Raw genomic sequence first — 13,394 nt, forward strand, 5'->3', positions numbered from 1 at the left:
TGAAAAATCTTCTTGCAAATGTCCATCTATTGATACACACTGTGACTACTCGTACCAATTATGTGACAGGAGATGTTGTGAACACCATCGTCAGCACTGCAGAGACCACCCTCCTCGAGCGCGTGACCGAGATCTTCCCCCTGGTCCGCGATGCCGAGGAGATCATCGAGAACGAGCGGAGGATGCCTGCAGAGATCACCGACGCCCTCTACGAGTGCGGGATGTACCGCGCGTTCCTCCCGAAAGAGCTGGGTGGGTTGGAAGCGCACCCCGTCGAATGGCTCGAAGCCGTCGAGGCTCTCTCCCACGTGAACGGCTCCGCCGGTTGGCTCTGCATGCTGCACACGGGGCAGACCTGGGCCGGGAAGGATGCGATGCGACGCATCCTCGAGGACGAACGATGGATCATCGCAGGCAACGGAGGCCGCGCCGGCGGGGTTGCGCGCGCCGTGGAAGGAGGCTACTGGGTATCAGGACGCTGGCCGTTCTCGAGTGGTTCCCCGGAAGCTACCCATCTCTTCGGCCTGTGCGTGCTCCACGACGACAACGGCGAGGTCGTGCTCTCTCCGAAGGACGGCACTCCGTGGTTCGTCGTTCCCTACTTCCGCAGGGAGGACGTGACTCTTCACGACACCTGGGACGGTCTGGGTCTGCGCGGAACAGGAAGTGGCGACTTCTCGGTCGACGAAGAGGTCTTCGTTCCCGCCGACATGGTGGACGAGCGCGGCATCTGGGGGATCACCTACGGCACGCCGCATGAGAAGGGGCCATTCATCCAGGCCGCACACTCCGCCCATGCGCTCGGACTGGCAACCGCCGCGCTGGAGGAGCTGATCAAGCAGACACACCTCAAAGCCCGTCGCGGCTCCTACCGTCAGCTTCGCTTCGCGACCGACGAGAACCTGCACATCGCCATCGCCCGGTCGGACGCGCGGATCCGCGCATCGCGGCTGCTGCAGAACGATGTGATCTCCCGCGCGTTCGAGAGTGCACAGAACAACCGCTTCATCGACTACGAGCTCCGCGTGCTCATGGCGGAGATCAACACGTTCATCGTTCACGAGTGCCGAGACATCGTGAACACCCTGTTCGTCGAGAGCGGCGTGGGCGGTGTCGGGGCGAAGTCCCGTCTCGCACGGATCTTCCGCGACATGGCGGTGGCAGCGAACCACATCATCATCGCTCAGAACCAGCTTCCCTCCGTCGGCGCCTACTGGATGACGCGCGACATGGAAGGCGGACCCTTCATCGACAACATCGAGATGTCCGCCATCTACCCCCCTCACCCGCAGTTCGCCGATCGCGCGAACATCCGGGTCGACCTCCCCACCCGGAAGCGGTCGTGATGAGCGCGCCGACACTGTCTGCCCTGCCCCTACTCGATGCGCAGGCACTGCGTGGCGCGTTCTCGCGTTTCGCCACGGGCGTCACGATCGTCGGCTTCGAGGACCAGGACGGCATCCACGGACTCACCGTCAACGCCTTCACCTCTGTGTCACTGGATCCCCCTCTCCTTCTCGTGTCGATCCAGAAGACGTCTCGGTCACACGAGCGGCTCCTGCAGCAGTCGTTCTCTGTGAGCATCCTCGCGGACACGCACGCGGCGGCTGCGCGGTCCTTCGCCTCGAAGGACCGCGCAGGGGCACCGGACTGGGATCGTTCCGGTCGAGTGCCTCGAATCGCTGACGCGATCGGATGGTTCGAATGCGAGCACTGGGCGCAGTACGATGCCGGCGATCACACCCTCGTGATCGGGAAGATCACGGCCTTCGGGACGACCGAAGGAGAGCCGTTGCTATTCTTCAATGGTGCGCTCACCGGACTCAACTGACGACCATGGCTATGCCGGCCTTCTTCGTCATGTCCCGCGGGAAGCGACACGCTGAGTTGGCGACATCCGATTCTTCGACGACCGTGGAGCGGTCGATCGCCCTGCTCTGGGAGCTCTACGCGAATCCAGAGGGGCTCTCCGCATCCGACCTCGCGCGCCGGCTCGACACGCAGCGCACGGCTCTCTACCGTCTCTTGCGACCGTTCCTGCGGACGCAGTTCATCCGCAGGGACGATCGCAAGCGCTACTACCTCGGGTTCGGCATCACGGCGCTTGCTCGAGCGGTCGCCGAGCCCATCGAGAACCTCGTCCGAGATTCGCTCCAGAAGCTCGCTGATGACACGGACTGCTCGGCGATGATCATCGCCGACACGGACGGCATCCTGGTCACCGTCGCGAGCGCCGGACCGCAGCGTCCCGGCATGCATGTCGCCGCGCCGCCAGGATTCGTGCATGAGAACAACGACGTCGCTCTCAGAGCGATCGACGCAGGCAGGGGGGTGGCGGCGACCGAACCGCTCGCGGATGCCGCAGGATTCAGCAATGCGATCGGTGGACTGGCGACGACGATCGCGCTCCCCCTTCACGTGCCGATCATCGGATCGGACGCGTGCATACTACTGGCCTCCGTCACTCCTTTCCGGCTCGACGACGTGCTCCCCCTTCTCTCACGAGCCGTCGAAGAGGTCGCTCGCTCACAGCGTTCCTGATCTCTCTCACCGACGTTTGCGCTGCGGCGGTGTCCAGCCCGGTACCGGCACGGACTCTATGAGCCTGCGGGTATAGGCGGCCTGAGGATCGTCCAGCACCTTGTCGATGGGGCCTTCCTCGACCACGGTTCCGTCCCGCATCACCAGAACGCGATCGCAGATCTGACGGACGACGGCCAGGTCGTGCGAGACGAACAGATACGCCAGCTGAGTCTCCTCGCGGAGGTCACTGAGCAATCTGAGCACCTGCGCCTGGACGCTGACGTCGAGCGCCGACACCGCCTCGTCCAGGATCAGCAGGTGCGGCTGCGGCGCCAAGGCCCGCGCGATCGCGAATCGCTGCCGCTGACCTCCGGACAGATGCCGGGGATAGGAATCGGCGTGGTGCCCCTCCAGCCCGACACGCTCCAGCAGCGTGCGTGCGAACTCGTTCGTCGATTGACCAGCCGGTGTGCCATGGATGGCGAAGATCTCCGCGAGACACGCTCCGAGCTTCTGGCGAGGGTCCAAGGATCCGAACGGGTCCTGGAAGACCATCTGCACTCGTCGGGCCTGGGCGCGGCGAGCGACCGCTGTCCGGGCGGGTCTCGTCTGCTCGCCCCAGAAGGTGATCCGCCCCTCTGTGGTCCGCTCGAGTCCCGCGATCATTCGCGCGGTGGTGGACTTCCCCGAACCCGACTCACCGACGATTCCGACGGATTCACCGGGCATCAGGTCGAAACTCACGTCGTCCACGGCTCGAAACTCACCCCCGGGGGAGGGGAAGACCTTCGTCACGTGTTCCAGTGAGACAAGAGATGCGGTCACTGTGCGGTCCTCTCCAGCAGGGTACGAATCTCTTGAGTCCGCACGCACGCCGACACGCTGTCTTCACCCACCGGCCGCAAGCGCGGTTCGCTCCCGGCGCATTCGGGCTCGACGAAGCGGCATCGATCCGCGAAGGCGCAGCGATCATGCACGGATGATGCGAGCGTCGGGACTCCCGGGATGCTGGCGGGGAGCTCGCGTCTCGTCAGGGAGGGGCGCGCGGCCAGCAACGCCGAGGTGTAGGGGTGGGTCGGAGTGCTCGTCACCGAGCGCGCCGGCCCCGCCTCGATGATGCGCCCCGCGTACATCACCACCAGTCGATCGGTCGTGGCCGCGGCGAGATCGAGATCATGGGTCACGAAGAGGAGCCCGACATCGTGAGCCCGGATCACATCTCCGAAGATAGACATGACCTCCGCCTGAACGGTGACGTCGAGCGCCGTGGTCGGCTCGTCGGCGAGCAGGAGCTGAGGTTCGGGCATCAGGGCGGCGACGATCATCACGCGCTGCAGCAGACCCCCCGAGAGCTGCGCGGGGTACTGCTTCATCTGCCGCGCGGGATCGCGGAATCCCACCTCTTCGAGAAGTCGCGCCGCGCGATCCCGCGCCTCGCGGCGGGACAGGCGGCGATCGGCCACGACCGCCTCCGTAAGGAAGTCGCCGATGGTCCACAGCGGGTTGATGTGCGCTCGAGGGTCCTGGTAGATCATCCCCACCCGACGAGACCGAAACCTCGCGAGGTGCGAAGGTCGCATCGAGAGGATGTCCTCGCCGTCGAACTCGATGCGGCCCTCACTGCTGAACCCCTTGGGCAGTTGTCCCATCACCGCTCGCAACGTCATCGACTTGCCCGAGCCGGACTCGCCGACGACGCCGACGGCTTCGCCAGGGCGCACGTCGAGGTCGACTCCGCTGAGGACCGGGACGAGCTCACGTCCGATCCGATTGCGCACGTGCAGGCCCCGGATCGAGAGCAGTGGCGGCCGAGATGCTTCTGTGTGTGTCATCGACTCGCTCCCAGCATCCTCTGCAGACGTTCCCCCAAGAGAGTGAAAGAGATCACGGTGAGGACGATCATGACTCCGGCCGCGGTCGTCTGTTGGGGGTTCCCCGCGAGGAGCTCGGTACGGCCGGCGATGACCATGGCCCCCCACTCCGCGGTCGGCGGCTGGACTCCAAGTCCGATGAACGACAGCGCACCGAACTCGAGCAGCGCGACACTGAAGCCGAAAGTGGCCTGAGCGAGCACGATCGGCAGGACACCGCGCAGAATATGCGCATTGATTCGCACGGTGGACACTCCGGAGAGCGCAAGCGCCTCGACGTAGGGGCGGTGACGCTCCTGCAGCGCGGTTCCCCTGATCACTCGCGCTACGTAGGGCGAGCTCGCGAATGCCATGGCCAGCACAGGCGCCCAGAATCCGGCACCGAGAACCGTGACCGCGATGATCGCCACGATCATCCCGGGTATGGCGATGAACACGTTGAGAACCGAGGACGTCGCACTGTCCACGAACCCGCCGTACCAGGACGACAGCAGAGCGAGGAAGGTGCCGATGACGACGCTGATGCAGACGATGAGCACCGCTGCCGCGTAGCTGATCTGTGCGCCCCAGAGAATCCGGGAGAGCAGGTCTCGTCCGAGCGAATCCGTGCCGAGGAGGTGCGCCGGACTCGGACCTTGGTTGGCGGCGAGGAGATCAGTGGAATCCGGGGCGTACGGTGCGACCAGCGGCCCGATCGCGGCCATCACGATCAGCGCCCCGCAGAGGACGATGAGGAAGATCGTGTACGGATCCAGGGTACGCAGGCGTGTCCGGCTCCATCGAGGAATGCGCAGAGCTGAGGTGATCCCGGCGAGTGTCATGCTTTCTCCTTTCGGGATCGGAGCGACGGATCCAGGAGCACATGGATCACATCGACCAGTGCCATGACGATCACGTACACGGCGACGACGATGACGGAGACCGCCGCGACCACAGGGACATCCTTGGTCCCCACGCTGCGGACGAGCAGGGATCCGATCCCGTCGAGGGTGAAGGCCGTCTCGACGATCACGCTGCCCGCGACGAGTGCGGCGAGAGTGAGACCTGTCGCTGTGACGATCGGGACCCCGGCATTGCGCAGCACATGCTTCCCGATCACCAGATGCCGCGGCAGTCCCCTGCCGACCGCCGTACGGACATGCTCCTTCGACCGCTGATCGTCGATGGACGCCATCGAGATCTGCGCCATGTAAGCGATCCACGACACCGAGAGCGCGATCGCCGGGAGAGTCAGATGCCAGAGCCGATCCACGCCAGGCGCGCCCGCGCCGAAGCTCGGAAACCACCGCAGGTTCACTGCGAAGAGCCCGAGGAGCGCCGTCGCCGCAACATAGCTCGGTATCGAGATCAACAGGGCGATCAGTCCTGCGATCGCAGGTCTGATGCGCTCGGTGAGCCCGCCGATCAGACCGAGCGCGATACCGAGCAGCACGATCAGGACGGCGGCGTAGAGGACGAGCTGCAGAGTGACCTCTGCGCGAGGCGCGAGCACGGAGATGACAGAGTCCCGGTAGGTGTACGAGGTGCCGAGGTCTCCACGCAGCAGACCTCCGATCCACTCGACATAGCGCACGATCAGCGGCTTGTCCAGGCCCAGCTGCTCTCGCATGGCCGCGCGGGCCTCCTCGGTCGCCTTCCCTCCGAGGATCTGAGCGATCGGGTCTCCCGGCGTGAGGGACAGCGCCGAGAAGACGAGGAACGACGTCACGAGTATCGTCGCCACGGGGAGCACGATCCAGCGCACGAGCCGTTGGCGCACTCTGGTCGCCGCAGAGGCGCGCCTTCCGATCGCCCGCACGCTCACGGTCGATGGCCCCAGATCGATCCCCGCCGTCACTGCCGGAACTCCGGGCGCAGGTGAGCCCACGGTTGCAGAGTCTCCCAGACGGCGGCCATCTGCAGAAGCCGCGCGTCGTGATGCTGAGGCATGTGCAGCTGCATGCCGACGGGCATCCCGTCGGAATCGAACCCCGCCGGCACCGTGATCGCGGGGATCCCGGCATGAGATGCGGGTTCGGTGTACCGATGAAAGTCGATAGCCGGGTGCGCGACGGGCACCCCGTCTATCTCGGTGTTGCCCCCTGCTGCGCCCGGATGCGGGAACGCCGCCACCGGGCTCGTGGGAGTGATGAGCAGATCGAACTCCTCGAACACGCGGTTGTAGGTCCGGGTGATCTCGGCTCGAGTCTCGGAAGCCGTGTGAAGGTATCTCTCCAGCGTGAGACGCTGCGCTGCCTCGCTGACGCTGCGCATGGCGGGATGCGGCAGCGGGGCGTTCGGATCGAGGAAGGCGGGCCCCCAGAAATCGATGAAGTACTCCACCGGGTCCGGCAGAGGCAGCTCGATGAGATTGACCTCGGCTCCTGCACCTGCCAGCACGTCGATGGCCCGACGGACGACGGCGGCCACCTCCGCACTCGGGGCCGCACCGGACGGGCTCTGCGCGTAGGCGATGCGGACACCGGCGAGGTCGGCGGGAAGGGCGCGCACGACGCTGACGAAGTCTCGGGCGGGCAGCGGCGTCGAGAACGGAGCCGATGGGTGATGCCCTGCCGTGACCTCCAGCAGAAGAGCCTGATCGACGACGGTACGGGTGAGCGGACCGTCGGTCACCGCCGAGTCCCAGGGGTGCTCACCCGGGATCCAACGCAGCGAGGCCTTGAGTCCGACCACACCGCAGTAGGACGCGGGGATGCGCACCGACCCGCCGCCGTCTGAGCCCCAGGCGAGCTGTCCCATGCCGGATGCGCTCGCCACTGCTGCACCGCCGCTGGATCCGCCGGCGGTGCGCGACAGCCGCCAAGGGTTGTTGGTGACTCCGGTGAGCGCGCTCTCGGTGACTCCGAGCATCCCGAACTCCGGGGTGGTCGTCTTGCCGATGAGGATAGCCCCAGCGCCTCGAAGACGGCCCACTGCGAGAGAATCCGCATCGGGGACGTGCTCGGCGAACTGCGTGCTGCCGAAGGTCGTTCTGATCCCCGCTGTGGCCGAGAGGTCCTTGACGGTGAGCGGCACGCCGAACAGCGGAGGCAGGTCTGCGGGATCTGCTCGCATCACCTCGTCGTCCGCACGCGCCGCGTGCTCCATGGCCTGCTCTGCGAGAACAGTGACGAAGGCGTTCGTCGCCTCCTCGTGCGCATCGATCTGACGAAGCGCCGCAGCCACCGCTTCGGATGGCTTGACGCTGCGAGAGCGGATGAGGGACGCCACGTCTGCACCGGACATCCAGGCCAGCTCGTCGGAGGGCGGGGTCGTCAGCATCACGCCTCGTCCTCCTCGTCCACGCTCCACAGCGCCTTCCACGTCGCGACCATCGCCGGTCGCTCGGCTCCCTCGAGCTCCATGACGCAGTCGTACGTGACGAGGTAGCCATCGGTCCGCGGCTGCAGCTGCGTGATCTCGCCCGCGACTCGCACACGGTCGGAGCTGGTCACCGGAGAGGTGAATCGAACTCGATCGAGTCCGTAGTTCCACCCCGTCCACGCGTCCGCCTCGACGTAAGACACCTGGCCGACGAGGTGATCCAGGAGCGCGAGCAGATGGAACCCCTCGACCAGGCCTTCCGGATACGCCGCAGGATCGAAAGGGCTCTCGGTGTGATCCAGGTAGGACGCCTTATCGAAATGGGTTCTGGCTTCGTCGGATATCTCGAGCCACTCGCTGACGAACCGTCGTCCTACGAGACTTTCGATCTCGTTCCACGGTGCCACGGCGCTCTCGGCGCCGGATGGGATAGTGCTCACGGTGCTCCTCGGGTACTCGCCCTCAAGGTCGGGTGAAAGCACTCTACGAAAAAACCCGCCGTTTGTATAGAGCTCGTCACAAAATAAAAATCGTCAGCCGTTCGCGCTCTGCGCGCTCACCAAGCCAAGCGCCGCCAAGCCGCGCTCCACTGTCCTTCGCTGACGCTCTTCCGTCCAGTACTGCGGGTGCTCGACCGCGGAGAGCACGGCGCCGTTGACCAGCATGCGAAGGAAATCGACCGCCTCCTCCATCACGTCCTCATCGATCAGACCGTCGAGTCTCGTCCGGAACGCCGAGCGGGCCCTGCCCTCCATCGAGTCGAAGAAGCTCGCGATCGTGCTGTTCTCCGCAGAGTGGACGAGCGCCACCCTGCAGCGCTCGATATCGATCTCCTCAGGTGTCAGCGGAACCATCCACAGCAGGTATGCACGCAGGTCGTCGACGCGATCGCCGGTCAGGGAGAGCGTCGCGAGATCGTCGTCGTAGTTCGTGGACAACTCATCGATGATGCCGGCCAGAAGCGTCTGACGATCCGCATAGAAGTGCGTCACCAACGTGATGGAGCCGTTGAGTTCGCGCGCCAGCGCCCGAAGGGTCAGCCCGTCTGGGCCGCTGCGCGCGAGCACGCGCATCGCCGCCACACTGATCTCGTGCCTGCGCTCCGCGTGGTCGACGATCTTCGGCATGATTACTCCTCTGCGTACGGGCCACCGCCCCGTCAGAGCAGCTGGAAGACGCGGATCCGGATCCGCTCGCCCTCATCGCTTGCCACCCCGATGAACTGATTCTCGGCCAACCATCGGTACGTGGGCGAATCCGTGCGGAAGGTGAAGGCCGTACGGAAATAGTACGAGCCATCCTCGACGGGCCCCCCCGCTTCGAGGAGCTCTTCGACCTCGAGAGTCGCGCGGAAGTAGCCGACGTTGGTCACATCCACCACGACGCCATCGCTCGTCTTGATGAGGTATCGCGCCTCGACGCGCGTCGTGTCCTGGCGCTTCACCGACCAGTCGCCGCCGCCCGGGAGCACCTCGCCGACGAGCCGTGGCCCTTCGAGGCTCCCTCCCGTGATGGGGGTGAACCACAGCTTCTCGTCTTCTCCGACGCCGATGTGCCACCCCTCGGCGATATCCACGAGGAGGTCGAAGGCAAACTCGAAGGTCGGCATGGTCAGGTCGGTCATGGGGGTTCCTTTTGTCGTGGTCCTTCAGGTGTGTTCCTCGGCGGTCATGCGCAGACCCGAGCGGAATCATCGGGGCGCCGGCAGATGTCCCGACACGACCGCCCCCCGGTAGACGACCGCGGACGGACGAACGGCGGCGAGATCCTGACCGGGAGTCGTGAACGGGTCGACGTTGAGCACGACGAGGTTCGCGAGCTTTCCCGGCGACACGTTGCCGTAGTCCTTCTCGATGCGCAGCTGGACCGCGGCATCGATCGTGTATCCCCGGAGCAGCCTGGACAGCGACAGCGACGCTGCGGCGGCAGGGCGCCTGCTCTCGACGAATCGTTCAGCATCCAGCGGCACCTCCGGATCGATCCGGGTGACGGCGATCTGCATGCCGAAGAAGGGCGCCGCCCGGTGCAGTTCAGCGGCCGACACCACATCACTCGAGAACGTGACCCGCGCACCGGCGTCGGCGATCGCGGCCACGTCGTACATACGCTCCCAGCGATGCGTACCGAGATGGCGCGCGGCCTCCTCCCCGAAGTATCCGCCGGACCAATGATTGGTCCAGTTGACGATCACTCCGAGCTCAGCGGGTCGAGCCAGATCGGCCGGATCCACGAGCTCGCAGTGAGCGAATGTGACCTGGACGTTCCATGCGATGCCCTCTGCCTCCACCTGAGACCGTGCACGCTCTACCGCGTCGCACGCCGTGCGGAAGGCCCTGTCGCCGACCATGTGGATGTGAAGGTCCACGGCTGCTCCGTTGCACAGACGCAGGCACTCGACGAGATCGTCGAGCTCCATCTGGATCGCCCCCAGCGGGCCCGCATTGTCTTCGCTGAGCAGCGGATCGATGACGGCCCCGCTGCCGAGTTCGTTCGTGCCGTCGAGGAACAGCTTGACGGTGCGCACCCGCACCTTGCTCGAGTCGGAGTCATCATCGAGCGCAGCCACCATCTCGAGCGCCTCTGGCAGATCGTCCAGGGTGCGGAACCGAATCGCTCCCTCGTAGTGCATGTGGAGGTCTCCGCGGCTGTCGAGCTCTCGCATCGCAGTGATGACCTCCGGCGACTCGATGAGCGCGTCGAACACGGCCACCACTCCGGTGCTCCCGAGGAAGTCCAGGACCGGCCGGATGATCTCCGGCGTCGGCCGCTCCGGCGGTGTCCAGCCCAACGCTTCATACATTCGCGGAAGGAACCCCGCGTGCGCATTCTCGAAGATGTACCCGGTCGGGCGTCCACCGGCATCCCTCGCGAATCGCTCAAGTCCTGGCACAGGGTCCGGAGTGTTCTCGTCGACACCGAGGAGCTCGAGCATCCGGGTGTTGACCCAGCTCGCATGATCGCCGGAGTCCTGTACGAGCACCGGACGATCGGAGATAGCGCTATCGAGCAGCTCCTTCGTCGCGCCGGCTTCGCCGAGGAGCGCAGTCGGGAAGTACTCGAAATACAGGTACGGTGCCTCCTCTTTCGGATGCGCTGCGCCGTGGTCGCGAATGGCATCGAGGACCTCGTCCACACTGTGCGTCTCCGGCAGCTGTACATGCCATCTGCTCATCGCCACGAGGGCGGGGTGGGAGTGGGCATCGATCAGACCGGGGATCACCGTCCTCCCATCGAGATCCACCGTCGGGAGATCGTGATCCACGGGGAGATCGGAGGCACGACCCACCCACTCGAAGCGGCCGTCTCGGATCACGACGGTGTCCGCCACGGGACACTGGTCGTCGGAGGTGTGGATCACCGCATTCGTCAGGATCATGCCGGACATCACCCTTTCGCGGGGCAGGACTCCCCGATTCATTCACCACCACCGGTGCCGCCGAGGTAGGCGACGGAGGGCATCGACATGTACGCGAAAGAAGTGATCGCGCCGCCGAGACGGCTGTTGAGGAACGTCGTGGTGTGCAGGCTCAGCAGCGGGATCGCGGCCGACGTCGCCTCCCCGATCTCCTGCGCCTGGATCACGAGGCGCGCACGGTCCTCCGGATCGACGGCCGCTCGCGCCCGCTCGAGGAGAGTGGCGAGCTCGGGATCGGCGATCTGCGTGTAGTTGTAAGGGGCGCCTTCCGTCAGGGTGAATCCGAGGGGCTCCAGCGGCTCCGCCGTCGCGTTGAAGGACTCGCCGAGCAGCAGGTCCAAGCCGAAGCGCTCCCTGGTCACCGTGTCGTAGGAGGCGGTCGAATAGTCGAGGGGCTGGAGATCCTTGATCTCGATCTGCACACCGACCGTCTCTGCCTGCTGCTGCACCAGCTGCGCCACCCTCGAGAGGGTGGCCTGCCCCGCGGGCACGCCCAGCACCAGCGTCTCGCCGCCATAGCCTGAACCTTCGACGAGCTTCTTCGCGGCCTCGGGATCGAACGTCCGCTCAGCCGCCCACTTCTCATATGCGTCCTGGTACAGTTCGCGCTGCGCGGTCGGCCACGTGCGCGGGGTCACCGTGGCGTAGAGAGGGGCCGCCGCTCCGGAGTAGACGGTCGTCGCGAGCGCTTCTCTGTCGATGGCCTTCTGCAAGCCATCCCGGAGGGCGACGTCGGCCAGCGGCCCGTCCGCCCTGGCCACATACAGCTGCAGGCTCTCCATCGACGGACCGAAGAAGAGCTGCCCGTTCGAGGCTGCCCCGAGAGTAGGCACTGCGGAGGGATCGATGCGGTATGCGCCGTCGATCTCGCCGGTCGACAGCGCCTGGGATGCGGCCGTGCTGTCCGTGATGAAGGTGAACTTCGCGCGCTCGACGAGCAGAGGGAGCTCCTTGTTCCAGTAGTCGGGGTTGCGCTCGATGGTGATGTCGCTTCCCGGGCGCCACTGGTCGAGCGTGTACGGCCCGCTGCACATGATCCCTCCTGCCGCAGTTCCGAACGACGCACCGGCCGTCTCGGCGAAGGAGCGTTCCACGACGGCACCGGCGAAAGTCGCCATCTGCGCGTTGAACATCGCGTCAGGCTGGGCGAACCGAACCGTCACCGTGTCATCATCCGTCTTCTCGACGTCGGCGACGTTCGCGAACAGGAACGCGGTGATCGCAGCCGGGTCCGCGGCACGGTCCAGGCTGTAGACGATGTCGTCGGCGGTCACCGGCTGACCGTCCCAGAATGCCGCCTTCGCTTCGATCGTGTAGACGAGCGTCAGCGGATCCGGCGTCTCGAAGCTGACGAGGTTCGGGTGCAGGTTGTATTCCTCGTCGATCGCCAGGAGCGGGTCGCAGAGGTTCGCGACCACCGTCGCGCTCGAGTACGTCGCGGAGTCCCTGGGATCGAGTGTCGCAGGCTCACCATCGGGGAGGTTCCAGGTGATCTCCGACACCGGCGCTGCACCAGACGGTGCGCGGTCGGTCAGCTCGACCTCGATCTCGGCTGATCCTGTCGAGGGAGAGCATGCGGTCACCGCCAGGAGAGCGACGATGACCCCCGCGGTCATCGAAGCCTTGCGGCGCTGAGGGGACGTGCGTTCTGCCATGGAGTCCTCCAGGTGAGCAACTGTTCAGACTTTTATAGAACAGTTGCTATTAAAAAAGCAAGGAACGATCCGGGAAGAGACCCCCGACTTCGAGAGCACGCGCATCAGCCGCGCGGCGAGAAGGCGACCTCACGCAGAATCTCGGCCAGCCGACCTTGCGCCTCCTCGTCGAGCACCGAGTACAACCGCTCCTCCGCCGCGCGCGCCGCGTGGTGGGCGACCCGGTGCAGGCGCACTCCGGCATCCGTCGCGACGACGACGTTCGCCCGGCGATCTCGAGGGTCAGGCTGCCGCTCGACAAGACCATCGGCCTGCAGTTCGTCGATGAGCGCCACGACCTGACTGGGATCGAGCCGGAGGAAGTCGGCGAGCTCGCGCTGCGACGGACGCTCGCCGGAGACGGCGAGTGCGAGCACCGAATAGGACCTCACACGCAGTCCGTGCGCCGCGAGCGCCACGTTTCCTGCGGCGAGCGACAGCGCGTTCGTCCGGGCGAGCAGGAAACTGAGCTCGTCGGCGAGGTCGCTCTCGCGCAGCCGGTCCACAGCCACGCTCACATCGTCGGTCGGAATCGGGGAGGTCACGACGCAACGATAACAAATGATGAGATAAGACAATGATTGACTT

14 protein-coding genes are annotated in these 13,394 nt (G+C 65.6%); 3 read left to right on the forward strand and 11 right to left on the reverse strand.

The window, feature by feature from the left end:
• Nucleotides 1–41: 41 nt before the first annotated feature.
• The 3 genes from MRBLWH13_RS12915 (at nucleotide 42) to MRBLWH13_RS12925 (ending at nucleotide 2,541) form a co-directional block, all read left to right on the forward strand.
• Nucleotides 42–1,346, forward strand: coding sequence for an acyl-CoA dehydrogenase family protein (locus MRBLWH13_RS12915; RefSeq protein ID WP_341955366.1), 1,305 nt, complete (start codon nucleotides 42–44; stop codon nucleotides 1,344–1,346).
• Nucleotides 1,346–1,831 carry a flavin reductase family protein gene (locus MRBLWH13_RS12920; protein ID WP_341955367.1) on the forward strand — a complete coding sequence of 162 codons (486 nt, stop codon included), beginning with the start codon at nucleotides 1,346–1,348 and terminating at the stop codon, nucleotides 1,829–1,831. The genes MRBLWH13_RS12915 and MRBLWH13_RS12920 overlap by 1 nt, the downstream gene beginning before the upstream one ends.
• An 83-nt stretch (nucleotides 1,832–1,914) precedes the next feature.
• Nucleotides 1,915–2,541: a helix-turn-helix domain-containing protein gene (locus tag MRBLWH13_RS12925; RefSeq protein ID WP_341955368.1), complete on the forward strand. Its 627-nt coding sequence runs from the start codon at nucleotides 1,915–1,917 to the stop codon at nucleotides 2,539–2,541.
• 6 nt (nucleotides 2,542–2,547) lie between these two features.
• Here MRBLWH13_RS12925 and MRBLWH13_RS12930 read toward each other — a convergent pair whose 3' ends face one another.
• From MRBLWH13_RS12930 to MRBLWH13_RS12980, 11 genes are all read right to left on the reverse strand, one after another.
• Entirely contained in the window at nucleotides 2,548–3,252 is a 705-nt protein-coding gene (locus MRBLWH13_RS12930) for an ATP-binding cassette domain-containing protein (protein WP_341958311.1), read from the reverse strand.
• 92 nt (nucleotides 3,253–3,344) lie between these two features.
• Complete coding sequence (locus tag MRBLWH13_RS12935; RefSeq protein WP_341955369.1) at nucleotides 3,345–4,355, reverse strand: ABC transporter ATP-binding protein; 1,011 nt, start codon at nucleotides 4,353–4,355, stop codon at nucleotides 3,345–3,347.
• Complete coding sequence (locus MRBLWH13_RS12940) at nucleotides 4,352–5,215, reverse strand: ABC transporter permease (RefSeq protein WP_341955370.1); 864 nt, start codon at nucleotides 5,213–5,215, stop codon at nucleotides 4,352–4,354. The genes MRBLWH13_RS12935 and MRBLWH13_RS12940 overlap by 4 nt, the downstream gene beginning before the upstream one ends.
• The gene (locus MRBLWH13_RS12945) at nucleotides 5,212–6,261 is read right to left on the reverse strand and encodes an ABC transporter permease (protein WP_341955371.1); all 1,050 of its coding nucleotides are present in this window, start codon (nucleotides 6,259–6,261) and stop codon (nucleotides 5,212–5,214) included. Before MRBLWH13_RS12945 ends, MRBLWH13_RS12940 begins: the two co-directional genes overlap by 4 nt.
• On the reverse strand, nucleotides 6,228–7,655 hold the full coding sequence (locus MRBLWH13_RS12950; protein ID WP_341958313.1) for an amidase: 1,428 nt from the start codon (nucleotides 7,653–7,655) through the stop codon (nucleotides 6,228–6,230). The genes MRBLWH13_RS12945 and MRBLWH13_RS12950 overlap by 34 nt, the downstream gene beginning before the upstream one ends.
• Nucleotides 7,655–8,137 carry a hypothetical protein gene (locus MRBLWH13_RS12955; RefSeq protein WP_341955372.1) on the reverse strand — a complete coding sequence of 161 codons (483 nt, stop codon included), beginning with the start codon at nucleotides 8,135–8,137 and terminating at the stop codon, nucleotides 7,655–7,657. The genes MRBLWH13_RS12950 and MRBLWH13_RS12955 overlap by 1 nt, the downstream gene beginning before the upstream one ends.
• Before the next feature lie 93 nt (nucleotides 8,138–8,230).
• Nucleotides 8,231–8,824 (reverse strand): hypothetical protein, encoded by a 594-nt coding sequence (locus tag MRBLWH13_RS12960; protein WP_341955373.1) that lies wholly within the window; start codon nucleotides 8,822–8,824, stop codon nucleotides 8,231–8,233.
• Nucleotides 8,825–8,856: 32 nt separating this feature from the next.
• Entirely contained in the window at nucleotides 8,857–9,321 is a 465-nt protein-coding gene (locus tag MRBLWH13_RS12965) for a DUF3237 domain-containing protein (RefSeq protein ID WP_341955374.1), read from the reverse strand.
• Nucleotides 9,322–9,387: 66 nt separating this feature from the next.
• Nucleotides 9,388–11,073 (reverse strand): amidohydrolase family protein, encoded by a 1,686-nt coding sequence (locus MRBLWH13_RS12970; RefSeq protein WP_341955375.1) that lies wholly within the window; start codon nucleotides 11,071–11,073, stop codon nucleotides 9,388–9,390.
• A 38-nt stretch (nucleotides 11,074–11,111) separates the two neighbouring features.
• Complete coding sequence (locus MRBLWH13_RS12975; RefSeq protein WP_341955376.1) at nucleotides 11,112–12,767, reverse strand: ABC transporter substrate-binding protein; 1,656 nt, start codon at nucleotides 12,765–12,767, stop codon at nucleotides 11,112–11,114.
• A 104-nt stretch (nucleotides 12,768–12,871) separates the two neighbouring features.
• Nucleotides 12,872–13,351 carry a MarR family winged helix-turn-helix transcriptional regulator gene (locus tag MRBLWH13_RS12980; RefSeq protein ID WP_341955377.1) on the reverse strand — a complete coding sequence of 160 codons (480 nt, stop codon included), beginning with the start codon at nucleotides 13,349–13,351 and terminating at the stop codon, nucleotides 12,872–12,874.
• Between the last annotated feature and the right edge of the window lie 43 nt (nucleotides 13,352–13,394).

It is taken from the genome of Microbacterium sp. LWH13-1.2 (assembly GCF_038397735.1).
Taxonomy (GTDB): Bacteria; Actinomycetota; Actinomycetes; order Actinomycetales; family Microbacteriaceae; genus Microbacterium.

Bases quoted from the DNA above. Each gene is read 5' to 3' on its own strand.
- MRBLWH13_RS12950 (WP_341958313.1), bottom strand. From the start codon at position 7,655: ATGCTGACGACCCCGCCCTCCGACGAGCTGGCCTGGATGTCCGGTGCA.
- MRBLWH13_RS12960 (WP_341955373.1), bottom strand. From the start codon at position 8,824: ATGCCGAAGATCGTCGACCACGCGGAGCGCAGGCACGAGATCAGTGTG.
- MRBLWH13_RS12935 (WP_341955369.1), bottom strand. From the start codon at position 4,355: ATGACACACACAGAAGCATCTCGGCCGCCACTGCTCTCGATCCGGGGC.
- MRBLWH13_RS12975 (WP_341955376.1), bottom strand. From the start codon at position 12,767: ATGGCAGAACGCACGTCCCCTCAGCGCCGCAAGGCTTCGATGACCGCG.
- MRBLWH13_RS12920 (WP_341955367.1), top strand. From the start codon at position 1,346: ATGAGCGCGCCGACACTGTCTGCCCTGCCCCTACTCGATGCGCAGGCA.
- MRBLWH13_RS12930 (WP_341958311.1), bottom strand. From the start codon at position 3,252: ATGCCCGGTGAATCCGTCGGAATCGTCGGTGAGTCGGGTTCGGGGAAG.
- MRBLWH13_RS12970 (WP_341955375.1), bottom strand. From the start codon at position 11,073: ATGATCCTGACGAATGCGGTGATCCACACCTCCGACGACCAGTGTCCC.
- MRBLWH13_RS12940 (WP_341955370.1), bottom strand. From the start codon at position 5,215: ATGACACTCGCCGGGATCACCTCAGCTCTGCGCATTCCTCGATGGAGC.
- MRBLWH13_RS12965 (WP_341955374.1), bottom strand. From the start codon at position 9,321: ATGACCGACCTGACCATGCCGACCTTCGAGTTTGCCTTCGACCTCCTC.